Genomic DNA, 17,056 nt, shown 5'->3' with positions numbered 1-17,056 from the left:
TCATCGGGTCAGGTCGACGCGGTCGGTGGCGGTGCTGCCGGCCAGATAGGCGCGCGCGCCGATCACTCCGACCACGGCCTGCACCAGCACCGTGGTCCAGGTCAGCGGCGTGCCCTGGGCGACCTGCACGAGTGCCGGGAGGCCGAGCAGCAGCGCGTCCGGGCCGACCACGGCGTTCACCAGCGGGCCGGTCGAGATCGTGCCCATCGGGGTGTCCAGCGGCAGCATGTCGTTGCGGACGAAACCGACCCGGGCCCGGCGCACCGCCGCCACCGCGCCGACCGGGCCGAGTGCCAGACCCAGCGCCCACCACGGCCCCGGCGGCATCAGGTCGAGCACGGTCAGCACGGCCAGGGCCAGCGCCGACCAGAGCGCGGCCAGCACACCGGGCACCCACAGATGCTGGAGTACGGCCCGGCGCGAGCTCAGCCCGAGCAGGCGCAGCAGCACCGGGTTGCCGGCGTCGGTCTTGACGGTGCCGGTCGGAATGCCGGCCGCGAGCATCCCGCCGACCAGGACGGCGGCGCCGGTCAGCCAGCGCGGCGCGGCGCCGAGCAGCACCGGGAGGGCGGCGCCGAGGGCCAGCCAGAGCACCCGGCCGCGGCGCCTGGCGGTCAGCAGCAGGTCCTGCCCGACCAGCACCGGCAGGCGCGCGGGCAGCCGCATCGAGCGCAGCCGTCGACGGGACCAGTAGCGGCGCTCGATCATGTCGGTGAGGAACGAGGGCTCCATCCCGAACGCGGTGTCGAACAGGGTGCCGGCGGTTTTGGCGGCCTCCAGGATCCGCTCGTTCGGCGTGCGCGCGAGTCCGCGTACGGCCAGGGCAAACAGGAACCCGACGATCACCGCGACCGCACCCACCAGCGGAAGCAGCATCGCGGCGGTGGGCCACCCACCCGCCGCGATCGGATCGTCCCGGCTCGCGCCGGTCACCAGGCCGGCCAGCCCGAGAGCCAGCAGCAGGCCGGCCACGGCGTCGAGCCGCTCGCCCCACCGGCCGCCGGCCTGCGCGGCCAGCCCCACCAGCAGCAGCCCCACCCCGGCCAGCCCGGCACCGATGATCAGCAACGCGACCACCAGGCCGCCGGCCGTGCGCGGCGCGGTGTGCCCCACGATCCCGAGCCCGGCGGTCGCGCCGGCCGCCGCGGCCGCCAGCGCGGTAATTCGCAGCGACGGGAGCAGCAGTTGGCGTCGGCTCACCGGGGCAGGCAGCAGCCAGGACGCGGCGGGGCGGCTCAGCGCGAGCGGCCCGAACCGGCGTAACGCCAGGTAGAGGAGGCCGAACAGGACCGGGATCAGCGAGCCGCCGAGCAGCGGGGAAGCGTCCGGGGAAGTGGGCCAGAAAGTCGCGGCCAGTTGCCGGTGGACCATGGCGCCGACCACCAGCACCAGCAGGACGGCGAAGTAGATGCTGCCGGCGGTCTCGCCGCGGTCACGGTGCGCGGCCTGGCGGCGGCTGATCCAGCGCCGGACGGGAGCGAGCGGGACGGTCGTCACAGCGGGACCGTGCCGAGTGACTCCATCGAGGTGATCCGGGCACCCGAGGCGGCCGCGAACACGTCGTCGTGGCTGGCCATCAGCAGCGAACCGCCGCCGGCCACGTAGTCGGCGAGCAGCTTGGCGACCGACTCGCGGCCCTCGCGGTCGAGGCGCTGCTCGGGCTCGTCGAGGATGAGCAGCGAACTGGGCCGCAGCAGGGCCACCGCGAGAGTGAGGCGTTGCTTCTGGCCGGAGGAGAGCGACGGCGGGATGGCGTCGAGATGCCCGGCCAGGCCGAACGTCTCCAGCGCCTCGTCGACGCCGGCCTCGTCGGGATCCTGGCCGTGCGCGCGGCAGACCAGTTCGGCGTGCTCGCGGACGGTGAGACCGGGATACCAGGTGGGCGGCTCGACGGTGGTGACCACGGCCCGCCAGAACTCGGGGGAGGCGCCGGGCACCGCACCGAAGACCCGGATCTCGCCCTCGTCCGGCTGCTGGAGGCTGCTCACGCAGCGCAGCAGGGTGGACTTGCCGATGCCGTTCTCGCCGGTGACGCAGACCCCTTCGCCTGCCGCGACGGTGAGCGCGACGTCGACCAGGACCGGGTTCGAGCCGTAGCCGACGTGTAGCCCGGCGACCTCGACGGCGGGGTGATCTACCACCGCCTCAGCTTAAGGTCGGCCCTTGTACAGCAGGCGTACGGCCTTGACGATGGTGGCAATCTGGGCCGGGGTGCGCTCGAAGGTCATCGACGGCAGGACCGACGGGCCGCGGCGGACGGTGATCGCCTTGGGCCGGGCGAACTCGCGCAGGCCGTCCTCGCCGTGGATGCGGCCGAACCCGGAGTCGCCGACGCCGCCGAACGGCAGGTTGCCCATCCCCACGAAGGTGAGCGTGGAGTTGACCGCGACCATCCCGGCGCGCAGCCGGCGGGCGATCCGGATCGCGTTCTTCTTGCCGAAGACGGCGCCGCCCAGGCCGTACGGGGTGTCGTTGGCCAGCCGGATCGCCTCCTCGGCGTCTTTGACCCGGGTGATGGTCAGGGTGGGCCCGAACGTCTCCTCGCGGATCTCGGTCGAGTCGGCCGGCACGTCGACCAGCACGGTCGGTGCCACATAGGGCGGCTGCACCGCGTCGGCGCCGCCGAGCACCGCGGTGCCGCCCCTGGCCAGCGCATCGTCGATGTGCTCGCGGATGGTGTCGATCTGCCGGGGCATGGTGATCGGCCCGATCTCCTCGCCGGTACGCAGCTTGCCGGCCTTCGCGACGATCTCCTTGACCAGGGCGTCGTAGACGGGAGCCACCGCGTACACCCGTTCGATGCCGATGCAGGTTTGCCCCGCGTTGGTCATGCCGCCCCAGACGGCCGCCTCGGCGGCCGCGGGCACGTCGGCGTCCGCGTCGACGATCAGCGCGTCCTTGCCGCCCGCCTCGATCACGACCGGGACCAGGTTCTCCGCGCAGGCGGCCATCACCTTCTTGGCGGTGGCGGTGGAGCCGGTGAACGCCACCTTGCCGACCCCGGACCGGCACAGCGCCGCCCCGACGTCGCCGAAGCCGTGCACCGCCTGCAGCACCGGGTGCTCGGGCACCACCTCGGCGAACGTGTCGACCAGCCACTGGCCGACCACCGGGGTGTACTCGCTCGGCTTGAAGATGACGGCGTTGCCGGCGGCCAGCGCGCCGCTGATCGGGCCCACCGGCGTGACGATCGGGTAGTTCCACGGGCCGATCACGCCGACCACGCCGTACGGCTGATATTCCAGGTGCCCGGAGTGCTCGGCGAGCAGGAGGCGGGTGCGCGTCCGGCGCGGGCCGAGGACCTTGCGGGCGTGCCGGGCGGCCCAGTCCACGTGCTCGACGGCGGCGACGGTCTCCATCACGGCGTCCGCGGTCGGCTTGCCTGTCTCCCGGTGGGTCACCTCGGCCAACTCGTCGATCCGGCCGACGAGCAGCGACCGCCAGCGCAGCAGCCGGGCCTTGCGGCCGTCGTAGCCGAGCCCGAGCCACCAGGCGGCGGCCTCGCGGGCGCGCTCGACGGCCTGCGCGACCGCCTTCTCGTCGGCGACCGGCACCCGGCCGGCCTCCTCGCCGGTGGCCGGGTTGGTGGAGAGGAGCAGACCGTCTTCGATCTCCGGCACGCCGGGAACGCGAGTAGCCGTCATGTACCGGAGTCTAGGACCGAGGTTACCGGTGAGTCACTAAATTGGCTGCGCCGTACCCTGGAGAAGTGAGCCCGCGCCGCAACCGACCCCGCCGTCCCGAGGAGGCCAAAGACCTCACGGACGAGCGCGTGCGCAAGGGCATCGAGGGGGTCCAGCAGTGGCAGGACGGCGACTGGATGGTCCGCTCGATCTTCGGTGGGGCGGCCGCCAAGACGTACCGCTGCCCGGGTTGCATGCAGGACATCCGGCCCGGCGTGGCGCACGTGGTGGCGTGGCCCGCCGACGAACAGGGCGACCTCACCGACCGGCGACACTGGCACACCGGGTGCTGGCGGGCACGTGACCGGCGCGGCCCGGGAGTGGAGCGGTCGCGCAACGCTCCGCGCTATGGGTGAAGATCGTGGGTATGAGCATTACGAGCGGTGCCAATCCGATCCGTGCCAATCCGATCCGTGCCAACTCGATCCTGCCCGCCGCCCGCGAGGACATCGAGTTGCACACCGCCGACGGACTCACCCTGGTCGGTGAGCTGGCCCGGCCGCTCGACCGCGATCCGGTAGCCACGCTGGTCTGCCTGCACCCGCTGCCCACGCACGGCGGCATGATGGACAGTCACGTGTTCCGCAAGGCGGCGTGGCGGCTGCCGGCGCTGGCCGGGATCGCGGTGCTGCGCTTCAACACCCGCGGCACGTCCAGTGTGCGGGGCACCAGCGAGGGCGCGTTCGACGGCGCGGTGGGCGAGCGGTACGACGTGGCCGCGGCCATCGAGTACGCGGAGTTCGCCGACCTGCCGAACGTGTGGCTGCTCGGCTGGTCGTTCGGCACCGACCTGACGCTCATGCACGGCCTCGACCCGGCGATCGAGGGCGCTATCCTGCTGTCCCCGCCGCTGCGGTTCAGCCAGCCGGAACACCTGGCGGCGTGGGCCGGAAGCGGCAAGCCGGTGACCGCGATCATCCCGGAGTTCGACGACTACCTGCGACCGGCCGAGGCGGCCGAGCGGTTCGCAGCCGTCCCGCACGCCGAGGTGCTGCCGGTGGCGGGCGCCAAACATTTGTGGGTGGGCGACGCCGAGACGGTGCTCGACGAGGTGGTGCGGCGGGTGGCGCCGGACGTGCCGGTTCCGCTGCCGCAGACCTGGGACGGTCCGATGGAGAGCGGCGACATGAACGCGTACGCCGACCGGACCGTGGCCGCCTTCTCCGACGTACCCGTCCCCGCTCCTATCGCGTCTCCTGGCTCGGAACCAGAACCTCCCGCATGATCAGCTGTACTGCGGCCACCATGGGGATCGCCACCAGCGCACCGACCACACCGAACAGTGCGACGCCGAGCAGGGCCGCCACCACGGCGGCCACGTCGCTGACCTTCACCGAGCGACGCATCACGCTCGGATAGATCAGGTAGTTCTCAACCTGCTGATAGATGATGAAAAAGACGACGCAGACGATGCCGTTGGTGAGCGAGGACGCGAAGCCGACCAGGCTCACGATCACGGCGCCCAGGGTCGCGCCGATCTGCGGGATCAGGTCGCAGATGGCCACCACCACGGCCAGCGCGAACGGGTAGGCCAAGCCGAGGATGACGGCGAGCACCCAGGTGCTCACCCCGGCCAGCACGGCGATCGCCAGGGCGCCGACCATGTACGCGCCGACCTTGGTGAGGATCTCGTCGGTGAGCAGCCGCACCCGGGTGCGCCGGGAGGCCGGCACCAGCCGGTACGCCGACTCGCGTAGCCGGTCGAACGCCGCCATGAAGTAGATGGTCAGCACCAGCACGGTGAGCGTGTTGAAGATCGTCCCGAAGAGCAGCTTGGCCCCGCCCACCACGCCGCCGACCGCGTTGCCCACGGTGCCGGCGTTCAGCGCGCTGGTCACTTTTTCCATGATCTGGTAGCGCTCGACCAGGTCGTTGACGGTTTTGTTGCGCTGCAGATTCTGGATGTAATCGGGCACGTTCTGGATCAGCTCGTTGGTCTGGGTGACCAGCGGCGGAATCAGCGCCACGATGCCGCCGGCCAGCAGGCCCACCACGGTGAGCGCGACGATCGCGACGGCGGCGCCGCGCGGCACGCCCCAGCGACGCAGCCGGCTGGTCGCCGGGTTGAGGCCGATGGCCAGAAACCCGGCGATGAAGATCAGCACCAATATGGACGCCGCGTTCCGGATGCCCAGGAAGATCGTGTACGCCAGGATGGCGCCGAGCCCGCCGAGCAGACCCACCATGAACGGGTTGCGGCGGTTGAGCGGCGGCCCGGGCCGGCCGAAGCGCGACTCCTCCGTGTCCCCTTTCGTCCCCGCCGCCACCTCGTTTTCAAGTGGCGGCTGGTCGGCGGGTGGCTCGGCCTGCTCAGGCGCCTTCTGGTCGTCTGCGGTCACCGGGTGATTCCTCCCGCCGAGTGTTTCGGCGGGACGCTATCGCCGCCGGCCAGCAAACGCTACCCGGCTAGTCGGCGTCCGCGCCGACCCGGGTAGCGGGTGGCACGGTCACCTTTGCCGAGGCAGTGACCTTGCCGGGAGGCGCGGCGGGGACGCTCGGCTCGGCCGCGGCGTGCGCGCCCACCGGGCCACCGGCCACCGCCTTGTCGTTGGTGTCGGCCAGGTCGTCGTCGCCGGGGGAGGCGGCGGCCGCGAGCACCGCGGCGGCGGCCAGTTCGGCCACCCGCTTCGCTTCCTTTTGCACCTGGCGGCGGACGTCGGTGGCACGCCGCTCGGCGGCCTCGGCCGACCGTTTCGCCTCGGCGGCCCGGTTGAGCTCGGTCTCCAGGTCCTTTCGTGCCTCGGCGAGACGCTGCCGGACCTGGTCGGCCTCCTGCTCGCCGGCACTGGCCCGTTCCTGCGCGGCTGCGACCTGGCGCTCGGCCTTGGCGACCTTGGCCTGGGCGGCCTCGAGGTCGCGGCCGGCCTGGGTGATCTTTTCCTGCTGCGCGGCGATCTCCTTGCGGACCGCGGTGGCCTGGTCGTCGGAGCGGCGCAGCACCTCCTCGGCGTACTTGTCGGCCTCGCTGCGCAGGTCGGCGCATTGCTTCTCGACGCCCTCGCGCATCTGGGCCAGCTCCTGCGCGACGACCTGGCGGCGCTGTGCGAGTTCCTGCTCCACAGTGGCCCTGTGCTCGCCGTACTCGCGCTCGGCGGTCGCGCGCTGGGCGTTGACTTCCTGCTGGGCCTTTTCCCGCAGCGCCTTGATCTCCTGGTCGGCCTGCATGCGAGTGGACTGGACGTAGCCGTCGGCCTCGGCGCGGGCGCGCTGCGTCTCGCGGGCGGTCTTGTCGGCGAGTTGCTGGGCGTCGGCGCGGGCGCGGGCGGCCGCATTTTCCGCCTCGGCGCGCAGCTGCTCGGCGGCCTGCCGGGCGGCGGCGAGCGCCTTTTCGGACGCGGCCCGCTTGGCGGCGTCGGCCCGCTGCTCCTCGGCCCGGCGTGCGGCCAGGGCGATCTCGAAGTCGCGGATGCCGTCGTGGGCGTGTGCCTCGGCCTCGGCCCGGATCCGCTCGGCCTCGGCCAGCCGGGCCGCGATGTCGTCGGTGGCGGACGCCTTGATCGCCTCGGCCTGCTCCTCGGCGAGCGCGAGGATCTGCTCGACCCGCGGGCCCAGGTGCCGGAAGGACACCTCCGGTCCAATTCCGCCCTGCCGGCGTACCTGGGTGATCTCCTGCTGGAGCCGATCGATCTGCGCGCTCATCGCCTGGATCTGGGTGTACGCCTGTTCTCGTTCGGTGGCCAGCGCGGCGATCTCGTTCTCGGCGCGGGCTACGTACCGCTCGACCTGCTTCTTCTCGTAGCCGCGCAGGGCAGTCTCGAAGCTGGGTTCGGTGGCCGCGTCTCCGCCGAGACCGAAGATTTCACCGCCATGCGACATGCTGTCCATCCTCACATACGCATCGTCCCGCGAAGTACGGATACACACCGTCCTGGGCGGAGTATGCGTCTAGTTGTGATTTGTCTGAGCCGGCTGTGCCAACGCTAGGTTACGCGCGCAAAACGAGTCAGGCCGCACCGGAGAAACTCCGGCACGGCCTTCATCGATGTGCAACGACCGCCCGAACTACCGTTGCGCACCCACGAGGAGTACGCAACCGGAGTAGTCCGTGGCGAACGACTCAGGAATTCGTCTTGGCGGGCATCGCCTTGTCGGGGGAGCCGTTCTTCTCGGCCTCGGGGGCCCGCTGAACGGGCGCCTCGGCCTGCTTGGCGGCTGCCTCGGCCACCGCGGCTGCCTTGGCTGCGCCGCCGACGCCCGGCACCAGACCGGACAGGCCGGACAGCATCTGACCCAGCTGGTTGGTGACCGCGTCCTTCTGGCGGGTGAGGTCCTCGACCTGGCGCTTCGCCGCCTGGGTGGTCAGCTCGGCCTCGGTACGGGCCTCGCTGATCAAGCGCTGGGCCTCGGAGCGAGCCTCGGTCACCGTCTTTTCGGCGAGCGCGCGGGACTTTTCCGTGGTCTCAATCGCATTACGTTCGGACTCGACACGCCGCTGCTCGGCGCGGTGCTCGATCTCCTTGGCGCGGTCCTCGGCGGCACGGGCCCGCTCCTCGGCCTCGGCCACCATCTTCTGCGTGGCGCTGACCTGAGCGGCGTGCCGCTGCGACTCCTCGGACTCCGCCTTCTCGCGGCGCTCGGCGATCTCCAGCGCGAGGGCCTGGAGGTCCTTGTCGCGCTTGTCGCGAGCGTCGGTCAGCAGCTTGGTCGCCTCGGCGCGCTTCTCCTCGGCCTCGCGGGAGGACTTGGCCCGCAGCTGGGTGATCTCGCGCTCGGCGGTGGCGCGCAGCGACGCGACCTCGCGCTCGACCGTCGACTTGAGCTCGGCCACCTCGTGCGCGGTGACGGTGCGCAGCTGCTTGGTCTCGCGGTCGGCGTCGGACCGAAGGGTGTCGGCCTCACGGCGGGCCTGGACGCGGGCCTCCGCCGCTTCGCGCTCCGCGTGGGTGCGCACCTGGCCGGCCTCGCGCTCGGCAGTCGCCTTCATGGCGGCGGCCTCGGCACGCGCCTTGTCGGTGATCTCCCGGGCTTCGAGGCGGGCCGCGGAGAGGATGCCCTCGGACTCCCGCTTGGCCTCGCCGCGATGATCGTTCGCCTGTTCCTCGGCCAATCGCAGAATCTGCTCGACCCGGGTGCCCAGCCCGGAGAGCGTTGGCCTGTTGTTCTCCTCCAGCAGCTTGTTGCTGTCCGCGAGCTTCTGCTCCAGGGCATTAAGCCGCTGCTCTGCCTGGCGCAGCCGACGCTGCGCATCGTTCATCCGCTGCTCGGCCTCACCACGGGCCTGTTCGGATTGATTGAGCGCGGCTACCAGCCGGCCCAAGTGCGCGTCCACCTGGCCGCGGTCGTAGCCGCGGAGGACGACGGTGAAGTCGTGCTGTGAATTCGCACCGTCGAAGAATGCCAAGTTTTGATCCTGCTGCTGGGGCATTGGGCCATCCTGGCGAAGACGCCCCTGCCACGCAAGAGCGGAATGGCATCAGAAAAGACTCGTAGATCAGCTTTGAGCTGCCCGGAAGCGGAAGCGTCCGCCGTTCGGGCAGGGGACATCGGACTCCCGTGCGGCGGGCCGTCACCTGCAGTGTCCGGGGTTACGGCGATCGGCGCCGCGCGAGCGCCGTTCGATCCCCTGATCCTGCCAGGCCGAGCGCTCCGAGGACAGGATGATTCACTCGTAAGGCGGAGTAATCAGGCGGGCTCTACTAATTCCACCAGAACCCCGCCAGCGTCCTTGGGGTGCACGAAGTTGATCCGCGAGCCGGCGGTACCGCGTCGCGGGGTGTCGTAGAGCAACCGGAGACCACGGGCGCGCAACGCGGCGGCGGTCGCCTCGACGTCGGCCACGGTGTAGGCCAGTTGCTGAAGACCGGGGCCGCTGCGGTCGAGGAACTTCGCGATGGCCGAGTCGGGACGGGCCGGTGCCAGCAGTTGAAGGCGCGGGCCGGTGCCGTCGCCGACCGCGAGCATGGCCTCGCGTACGCCTTGATCCTCGTTCGTCTCTTCGTGCACAACGTGCATACCGAACATCTCGGCGTAGAACCTCAGCGCGTCGTCCAGGTCCGGGACCGCGACGCCGACATGATCGATACGCAAGAATTCGACCAGCGGGAATGTGACATTCTCGCCGCTGGGGTCCCTAGGTGAGTCCTCGGTCATCCTACTAGTCTTACCTAACCACCGTTAAGGCCGATGGCCGATCCCCACCGTGCCTCCTAGAGCGGTGCCTGCCAGCCCTCGCCCTACCAGCCCTTGCCCGTCCAAACCTCGGCCTCACCAACCTGGCCCACCAAACCCTGGCCCACCACACCCGGGCCCCACCCAACCCTGGCTACACCAACACTGACCGAAAGCGAAGACCGTGACCACCTCGGTAATCGTGAGCGGCGCCCGTACGCCCATGGGCCGCCTCCTCGGCAATCTCAAGAACGTCCCGGCCACCGCCCTGGGCGGGTACGCCATCGCGGCCGCCCTCGAGCGCGGCGGCGTCCGCCCCGATCAGGTCCAGTACGTGGTGATGGGTCAGGTGCTGCAGGCCGGCACCGGGCAGATCACCGCCCGGCAGGCGGCGGTCGCGGCGGGCATCCCGATGACCACGCCGGCCCTCACCGTCAACAAGGTGTGCCTGTCCGGCCTGGACGCGATCGCGCTGGCCGACCAGCTGATCCGGGCCGGCGAGTTCGAGATCGTGGTGGCCGGCGGCATGGAGTCGATGACCAACGCCCCGCACCTGATGATGAACCAGCGTCAGGGCACCAAGTTCGGCGACGTGCTGGTCCGCGACCACACCGCGTTCGACGGTCTGATGGACCCGTGGGACGGCGTCTCAATGGGTGAGTCCACCGAGAGCAGCGGCCGCAACCTGGGCATCAGCCGCGAGGAGCAGGACGAGTTCGCCGCACTCAGCCACCAGCGCGCCGCGGCCGCCCAGAAGTCCGGCGCCTTCGCGGAGGAGATCGTGCCGGTCAAGACGGGTCTGCGCGACGTCGACCCGATCGTCGACATCGACGAGGGTGTCCGGCCCGAGGCCACCGCCCTGTCGCTGGGCAAGCTGCGGCCCGCATTCGTCAAGGACGGCACCATCACCGCGGGCAGCGCCTCGCCGATCTCGGACGGCGCCGCCGCGGTCGTCGTGATGAGCCGGGCCAAGGCCGAGGAGCTGGGTCTGGTCTGGATCGCCGAGATCGTGGCGCACGGCAACGTGGCCGGTCCGGACAGCTCGCTGCAGTCCCAGCCGGCCCGGGCCATCCAGCATGCGCTCGGCAAGGCTGGCCTCACCGTCGCCGACCTCGACCTGATCGAGATGAACGAGGCGTTCGCCCAGGTGGTCATCCAGTCCATGCGCGAGCTGGACGTGCACACCGATCAGGTGAACGTCAACGGCGGGGCGATCGCCCTTGGCCACCCGATCGGCATGTCCGGTGCCCGTCTCGTGCTTACCCTGGCCCTGGAGCTCAAGCGGCGCGGCGGCGGCACCGGCGCGGCCGGGCTGTGCGGCGGCGGCGGACAGGGGGATGCGTTGGTGATCCGGGTACCGAAGGCATGAGCGCAGCGTGAACCACGACGTCCCCACGCTGGTCGGCCGGGCACGTGCGGGTGACCCCCGCTCGGTGGCCCGGCTGATCAGCCTGGTGGAGGACGGCGACCCGCGCCTGCCCGAGGTAGCCGCGGCCCTGGCGCCGTACGCGGGGCACGCCCAGGTGGTCGGGCTGACCGGCGCGCCCGGCGTGGGCAAGTCCACCACCACCAACGAGTTGGTCCGGCACCTGCGCGCGACCGGCAAGCGGGTGGGCGTGCTCGCGGTCGACCCGTCCAGCCCGTTCACCGGTGGCGCCATCCTCGGCGACCGGGTGCGAATGCAGGAGCACACCACCGACCAGGGCGTCTACATCCGGTCCATGTCGAGCCGCGGGCAGTTGGGCGGCCTCTCCGCCGCCACTCCCCAGGCCGTCCGCGTCCTCGAGGGCGCCGGCTGCGACGTGATCCTGGTGGAGACGGTCGGTGTCGGGCAGGCCGAGGTCGAGATCGCCTCGCTCGCCGACACCACGCTGGTGCTGCTCGCCCCCGGCATGGGCGACGCCATCCAGGCGGTCAAGGCGGGCGTCCTCGAGATCGCCGACGTCTTCGTGATCAACAAGGCCGACCGCCCCGGCGCGGACGCCACCTACCGCGACATCCAGGGCATGCTGGGGCTCGGCGAGCGGGCCCCGGGCGACTGGCGGCCGCAGGTGGTGCGGGCCACCGCGGTTCGCGGCGAGGGCATCGACGACGTGGTCGCCGCGATCGAGAAGCACCGCGGCTGGCTCGCCGACACCGGCAACCTCGTCGCCCGCCGCGAGCGCCGGGCCGCGGTCGAGGTCGAGGCGATCGCGCTGGGCGTGCTGCGGGCCCGGATCGGCAACCTGCGCGAGGGCACGGCGTTGCCCACCCTCGCCGCCCAGGTCGCGGCCGGTGAATCGGACCCCTATGCGGCGGCCGACGAGTTGCTCAAGGGACTGTGATCCCGCACTGCCCCGATCCTTACTGGCGCGATCTTCACTTCCGCGGGTGGAAGAGGTTGCGCCGGGGTCGTTGCTCCGGATCGATCCAGGCCGGCGGGATGAACTCGGGCAGCCGATCCGTGCCGAGCCGGGCCTGCCATCCACTCGCCGGGTCGTGCAGCTTGCGGTGGTGATGACCGCAGAGCAGCGCGAGATTGTCGAGGCAGGTCGTGCCGCCGTCGTACCAGGAACGCAGATGGTGGCCGTCGCACCAGCGGGCGGGCCGGTCGCAGTCGGGGAACGCACAGCCCTGGTCGCGCAGCACCAGCGCCCGCCGCAGTGAACCGGTGACCAGGCGGCGGCTGCGACCGGCGTCGAGGATCTGGCCCTGGCCGCCCATCACGAACGGCAGGATCCGGGCGTCACAGGCGTACCGGCGGACGGTCGCGGCCGAGACACGTTCGCCGTCGGCCAGGGTGCCGCCGCCCAACTCGCCGGTCAGCGGATCGAACGCGACCGTCACCGACACCTGGGGCGGTTCGCCGCCGTTCGCCGGCAGGTCGCGGTTGCGCAGGGCGAGCCGGCACACGTCGACCAGGGCGTCCGCCCGGCGCTGTCCGGGCAGCCGGTCGTCGTGCGGCCGGGGCATGCACAGCGGATCCAGCGCGGCATTGACGATCGCGGCGTCCTCGGTGGTGAGGATGCCGGAGACCCGGACCATGCCCGCGGCCGGGCGGGACAGCGAGAAGAACCTTTTCGCGTACGCGCGGGCCTCGCGCCGGCGCAGTGCCGCCTCCTCGACCCGCTCGGCCACCTCGGGAGCCACGTGGGCCAGGATCCGGTCGCCGACCTGGCGCAGCTGGCTTGCGGTCAGCCGCTCGGCCATCTCGGTCATCACGGTTTCGGCCTGCGCGGCGATCTGCTTGGCGTCCGGCGCGGACTCGTCGTCAGCGAGGTCGTCCGGGATGGCGTCGAGCGCCTCCGCGATGGCCACCCCCTGCCGGATGTCGAGGTGCCCGTCGAGGATCGCCTCCTCGAGTCCCGGCCGGCCGAGCAGCGTCTCGGCTCGTTCAGCCAGTTCCCGGGCCGGCGCCGGATCCATCAGCAACAGATCGCGCAGCCACCGCGCCGTGGTCCGGTGCCCCTGCGCCCCCGGTACCCCGTGTCGTTCGGCCTCGTGCACCAGCCGCACCTTGAGCAGTGCGGCCGTCTGTTCCAGACGGTGCACGGCGCGCAGCGAGTCGACCAGCTCGGTGTCGGGCAGCATCCAGAGAGGGACAGCCGCGAGTGTCGCGAGGTCCTCACCGAGCTTCCGCACACCACCAAGCACCCGGCCACATTAGAACACCCGTACGACAAAACCTCAGCCGAACTCCGCGAGGGTCGCGTCGATCATGGCCCGATCCCAGGCGAGCGAGCCGCTGTCCAGATCGGCGACGACGCCACGCAGCCAGGCGATCTCGGCGGCCAGCATGGCGGCGCGGTACTCGTCCTCGATCAGGAACAGCCGCGGCAGGCCGGGAGGTGCGTGGTCGTGGATGGTGGCGAGCCGGGCGGATTGCGCGTCGATCCGGCGACCGAGCAGGTCGCGTACCTCCATCGGGTTTAGGACGGCGAGGAAGGCGAGCGCGGCCGGAAACTCCGGGAACTCCCGGGCCGGCGCCGGCAACATGTCAGTGAGCCAGCGGCGCATCGTGGTGGCGCCCGCCTCGGTGATCTCGTAGACCGTCCGCTCCGGCCGGCCGGCCTCCCGGCTCGTGCTCGCCGGCCGCGCCAGCCCGTCTCGCACCAGACGATCGAGTGCCTGGTAGACGCTGTTGCGCTGGGCCACGTTGACCAACTGGTCCTGGCCCCTTTCCTTGATCATTTGCTGCATCCGGTACGGGTGCGCCGGCGCCTCCACGAGTAGCGCCAGCAGCACCATCGCCAGCGTCGACCGGCGCGGCTCTCCAGAGGTCACGGCCACAGACTACGGGGTTGACGGCTGTTAGTCATGCCATGGATAGTCAAAGTATGACTATAGCGGGAACCAAGATTGTCCTGATCGCCGGTGGTGGCATCGCCGGCACCGTCGCCGCCCTCGCGCTGCACCGCGCCGGCTGGCAGCCGCGCATCTTCGAGGCCCGCCCGGCCTCCGCCGACCTGCGTGGCGCCTTCCTGACCGTGGCCGTCAACGGCCTGGCCGCACTGCGCGCCATCGACCTGGATCCGGCGCGGTTGCTGGCCGCCGGCTACCCGACGCCGACCCTGACCATGAGCAACGGCGCCGGCCGGACGCTCGCCGTGCTCCCGCTGGGCGGCCCCACCGCCGACGGCACCACCACGACCACGATCCGGCGCGCCGACCTCTACCAGGCCCTGCGCGGCGAGGCGGCCTCCCGCGGCATTCCGATCGAGTACGGCCGAGCGCTGCACGACCTGGACGAACGGCCCGACGGCGTGACCGTCACGTTCGCCGACGGCTCCACCGCCGGCGGCGATCTGCTCGTCGGTGCCGACGGCCTGCACTCGCGTACCCGTCATGTCCTGAACCCCGGCGGCCCCGCGCCGACCTACCTGGGCCTGCTCAACGCCGGCGGCTTCACCACCGGCCCGGTCGCGGCGGCCGCCGGCGCGACCCCCGGCATGGTGTACATGGCGTTCGGGCGGCGCGCGTTCTTCGGCTGGTCGACGGCCCCGGACGGCACCGTCTGGTGGTTCGCCAACCCGCCCCGCCGCCGGCCGGTCGTCCCGGGCGAGTTCACCCCCGAGTCCTGGCGCGCCCATCTCCTGGAACTCTTCGCGGCGGACGCCCTGCCGGCCGCCGACATCATCCGCGCCACCCCCGCGGTGCTCGGCCCGTGGAACACCGACGACCTGCCGCGCGTGCCGACCTGGCGCACCGCCCGTACGGTCCTGCTCGGGGACGCGGCGCACGCGATGTCCCCGTCCTCGGGTCAGGGCGCGTCGATGGCCATGGAGGATGCCGCCACGCTGGGCCGCTGCCTGGCCGAGGAGCCGGACCTGGCCACCGCGCTGGGCAGGTACGAGCGTCGCCGGCGCGCCCGGGTGGAGAAGGTGGTAGCCCAGGGGCGCCGCAACGGCAGCGGAAAGACCGCCGGTCCGCTGGGTGCGGCCCTCCGCGACGCGATGTTCCCGCTGATCATGAAGCTGGTCTACGGCAAGGGAAACCCGCAGGCGTGGATCCTCGACCACCGGGTGTAGCAAATTACCCGCGCACCTTATCGATCGTTCAGTATTTGCCTCTAGGATGACGGCATGGATGCTGCCGACATCGCCGCCGGCCGGGAGCGCTGGCAGGCTCGCTACGACGCCGCCCGCAAGCGGGAAGCGGACTTCACCACGCTGTCCGGCGTCACCGTGGACCCGGTCTACGGCCCGCCGGCCGGGGTCGCGTACCCGGGCTTCGAGCGGATCGGCTGGCCCGGCGAGTTCCCGTACACCCGCGGTCTTTATCCGACCGGATATCGGGGACGCACCTGGACCATCCGGCAGTTCGCGGGCTTCGGCAACGCCCAGCAGACCAACGAGCGCTACAAGATGATCCTGGCGGCCGGTGGCGGCGGGCTGAGCGTCGCCTTCGACATGCCCACCCTGATGGGCCGCGACTCCGACGACCCGCAGTCGCTCGGCGAGGTGGGGCACTGCGGGGTGGCGATCGACTCGGCCGCCGACATGGACGTGCTGTTCGCGGGCATCGACCTGGAAAAGACCACCACCAGCATGACGATCTCCGGCCCGGCTGTGCCGATCTTCTGCATGTATCTGGTGGCGGCCGAGCGACAGGGCGCCGACCTGAGCCGGCTGGACGGCACCCTGCAGACCGACATCTTCAAGGAGTACATCGCGCAGAAGGAGTGGCTGTTCGAGCCGGAGCCGCATCTGCGGTTGATCGGCGACCTGATGGCGTACTGCGCAGAAGGGATTCCCAAGTACAAGCCGTTGAGCGTCTCGGGTTACCACATCCGGGAGGCCGGCTCGACCGCGGCGCAGGAACTGGCCTACACGCTGGCCGACGGTTTCGGGTATGTCGAACTGGGGCTGAGCCGCGGCCTCGACGTCGACCAGTTCGCGCCGGGACTGAGCTTCTTCTTCGACGCGCACATCGACTTCTTCGAGGAGATCGCCAAGTTCCGCGCCGCCCGCCGGATCTGGGCCCGTCACCTGCGCGACGACTACGGCGCCACCAGTGAGAAGGCGCTGTGGCTGAAGTTCCACACGCAGACCGCCGGGGTCAGCCTCACCGCCCAGCAGCCGGTCAACAACGTGGTCCGCACGGCCGTCGAGGCGCTGGCCGCGGTGCTCGGCGGCACCAACTCCCTGCACACCAACGCGCTCGACGAGACGCTCGCCCTGCCCACCGACGAGTCCGCCGAGATCGCCCTGCGCACCCAGCAGGTGCTGATGGAGGAGACCGGTGTGGTGAACGTGGCCGACCCGCTCGGCGGTTCCTGGTACCTCGAGCAGCTCACCGACCGGATCGAGGCCGAGGCCGAGGAGATCTTCGCCCGGATCCGCGACCTCGGTCACGACGGCAGCATCACGGCCGGCATCCTGCGCGGGATCGAGGACGGCTGGTTCACCGCCAATATCGCCGAGGCCGCCTTCGCCTACCAGCAGGCTCTGGAAAAGAACGAGAAGCGCATCGTCGGGGTCAACGCGCACACCGGCACGGTCGCCAAGGAACTGGAGATCCTCCGGGTCTCCCACGAGGTCGAGCTGGTGCAGCGGCGCGAGCTGGGTGCCAGGCGGGCTTCCCGTGATGCCGTACGGGTGAAGGCCGCGATCGACCAGCTGGTGGCCGCGGCCCGGACGACCGAGAACATGATCCCCGCGATGCTGGAGGCGGCCCGGGCCGAGGCCACGCTCGGGGAGATCTGTGACGCGCTGCGCGCCGAATGGGGCGTCTACCGGGAGCCGGCCCGCTTCTAGATAGCCGCAGAATCGCAAGCCGGCCGCGGG

At 71.3% G+C, this 17,056-nt stretch carries 15 protein-coding genes; 6 read left to right on the top strand and 9 right to left on the bottom strand.

Annotated features, from left to right (window positions below):
• The 3 genes from Ari01nite_RS06400 to Ari01nite_RS06390 are packed head-to-tail and all read right to left on the bottom strand — an operon-like array spanning position 1 to position 3,644.
• Complete coding sequence (locus tag Ari01nite_RS06400; RefSeq protein WP_203780102.1) at positions 1-1,497, bottom strand: DUF6297 family protein; 1,497 nt, start codon at positions 1,495-1,497, stop codon at positions 1-3.
• The gene (locus tag Ari01nite_RS06395) at positions 1,494-2,141 is read right to left on the bottom strand and encodes an ABC transporter ATP-binding protein (protein WP_203780101.1); all 648 of its coding nucleotides are present in this window, start codon (positions 2,139-2,141) and stop codon (positions 1,494-1,496) included. Before Ari01nite_RS06395 ends, Ari01nite_RS06400 begins: the two co-directional genes overlap by 4 nt.
• Before the next feature lie 9 nt (positions 2,142-2,150).
• Positions 2,151-3,644, bottom strand: a complete 1,494-nt coding sequence (locus Ari01nite_RS06390; RefSeq protein ID WP_203780100.1) for an aldehyde dehydrogenase family protein — start codon at positions 3,642-3,644, stop codon at positions 2,151-2,153.
• A 65-nt stretch (positions 3,645-3,709) separates the two neighbouring features.
• On the opposite strand from Ari01nite_RS06390, the gene Ari01nite_RS06385 reads away from it, so the two are divergent.
• Both Ari01nite_RS06385 and Ari01nite_RS06380 read left to right on the top strand, forming a co-directional pair.
• The gene (locus Ari01nite_RS06385; protein ID WP_203780099.1) at positions 3,710-4,039 is read left to right on the top strand and encodes an Rv1322 family protein; all 330 of its coding nucleotides are present in this window, start codon (positions 3,710-3,712) and stop codon (positions 4,037-4,039) included.
• A gap of 11 nt (positions 4,040-4,050) precedes the next feature.
• On the top strand, positions 4,051-4,908 hold the full coding sequence (locus Ari01nite_RS06380) for an alpha/beta hydrolase (RefSeq protein WP_203780098.1): 858 nt from the start codon (positions 4,051-4,053) through the stop codon (positions 4,906-4,908).
• Here the strand turns inward: Ari01nite_RS06380 and Ari01nite_RS06375 are convergent.
• The 4 genes from Ari01nite_RS06375 to mce all read right to left on the bottom strand — a co-directional run bounded on the left by Ari01nite_RS06375 (position 4,868) and on the right by mce (position 9,773).
• Complete coding sequence (locus tag Ari01nite_RS06375) at positions 4,868-6,022, bottom strand: AI-2E family transporter (RefSeq protein WP_203780097.1); 1,155 nt, start codon at positions 6,020-6,022, stop codon at positions 4,868-4,870. The two genes, Ari01nite_RS06380 and Ari01nite_RS06375, sit on opposite strands and share 41 nt — an antisense overlap.
• Positions 6,023-6,089: 67 nt before the next feature.
• Entirely contained in the window at positions 6,090-7,499 is a 1,410-nt protein-coding gene (locus tag Ari01nite_RS06370) for a Laminin subunit beta-1 (RefSeq protein ID WP_203780096.1), read from the bottom strand.
• 241 nt (positions 7,500-7,740) lie between these two features.
• Positions 7,741-9,048: a DivIVA domain-containing protein gene (locus Ari01nite_RS06365; RefSeq protein WP_203780095.1), complete on the bottom strand. Its 1,308-nt coding sequence runs from the start codon at positions 9,046-9,048 to the stop codon at positions 7,741-7,743.
• Between the two features lie 257 nt (positions 9,049-9,305).
• Positions 9,306-9,773 carry a methylmalonyl-CoA epimerase gene (gene mce, locus Ari01nite_RS06360; RefSeq protein WP_203780094.1) on the bottom strand — a complete coding sequence of 156 codons (468 nt, stop codon included), beginning with the start codon at positions 9,771-9,773 and terminating at the stop codon, positions 9,306-9,308.
• Positions 9,774-9,975: 202 nt separating this feature from the next.
• Between mce and Ari01nite_RS06355 the strand changes: the two genes are divergently transcribed.
• Entirely contained in the window at positions 9,976-11,160 is a 1,185-nt protein-coding gene (locus tag Ari01nite_RS06355; protein WP_203780093.1) for an acetyl-CoA C-acetyltransferase, read from the top strand.
• 7 nt (positions 11,161-11,167) lie between these two features.
• Positions 11,168-12,115 (top strand): methylmalonyl Co-A mutase-associated GTPase MeaB, encoded by a 948-nt coding sequence (gene meaB, locus Ari01nite_RS06350; protein ID WP_203780092.1) that lies wholly within the window; start codon positions 11,168-11,170, stop codon positions 12,113-12,115.
• Positions 12,116-12,149: 34 nt separating this feature from the next.
• Here meaB and Ari01nite_RS06345 read toward each other — a convergent pair whose 3' ends face one another.
• Both Ari01nite_RS06345 and Ari01nite_RS06340 read right to left on the bottom strand, forming a co-directional pair.
• On the bottom strand, positions 12,150-13,361 hold the full coding sequence (locus Ari01nite_RS06345; protein ID WP_203780091.1) for an HNH endonuclease signature motif containing protein: 1,212 nt from the start codon (positions 13,359-13,361) through the stop codon (positions 12,150-12,152).
• Positions 13,362-13,457: 96 nt separating this feature from the next.
• Positions 13,458-14,054, bottom strand: coding sequence for a PadR family transcriptional regulator (locus tag Ari01nite_RS06340; protein WP_239162507.1), 597 nt, complete (start codon positions 14,052-14,054; stop codon positions 13,458-13,460).
• Positions 14,055-14,107: 53 nt separating this feature from the next.
• On the opposite strand from Ari01nite_RS06340, the gene Ari01nite_RS06335 reads away from it, so the two are divergent.
• Together Ari01nite_RS06335 and icmA are read left to right on the top strand one after the other, a co-directional pair.
• Complete coding sequence (locus Ari01nite_RS06335; RefSeq protein ID WP_239162506.1) at positions 14,108-15,298, top strand: FAD-dependent oxidoreductase; 1,191 nt, start codon at positions 14,108-14,110, stop codon at positions 15,296-15,298.
• Between the two features lie 54 nt (positions 15,299-15,352).
• Positions 15,353-17,026: a coenzyme B12-dependent isobutyryl-CoA mutase large subunit gene (gene icmA, locus Ari01nite_RS06330; protein ID WP_203780089.1), complete on the top strand. Its 1,674-nt coding sequence runs from the start codon at positions 15,353-15,355 to the stop codon at positions 17,024-17,026.
• Positions 17,027-17,056: the final 30 nt, after the last annotated feature.

The sequence above is a fragment of the Paractinoplanes rishiriensis genome, from assembly GCF_016862375.1.
GTDB classification, from domain to species: Bacteria; Actinomycetota; Actinomycetes; order Mycobacteriales; family Micromonosporaceae; genus Actinoplanes; species Actinoplanes rishiriensis.
This window is presented reverse-complemented; position numbering and strand designations above follow the sequence as displayed.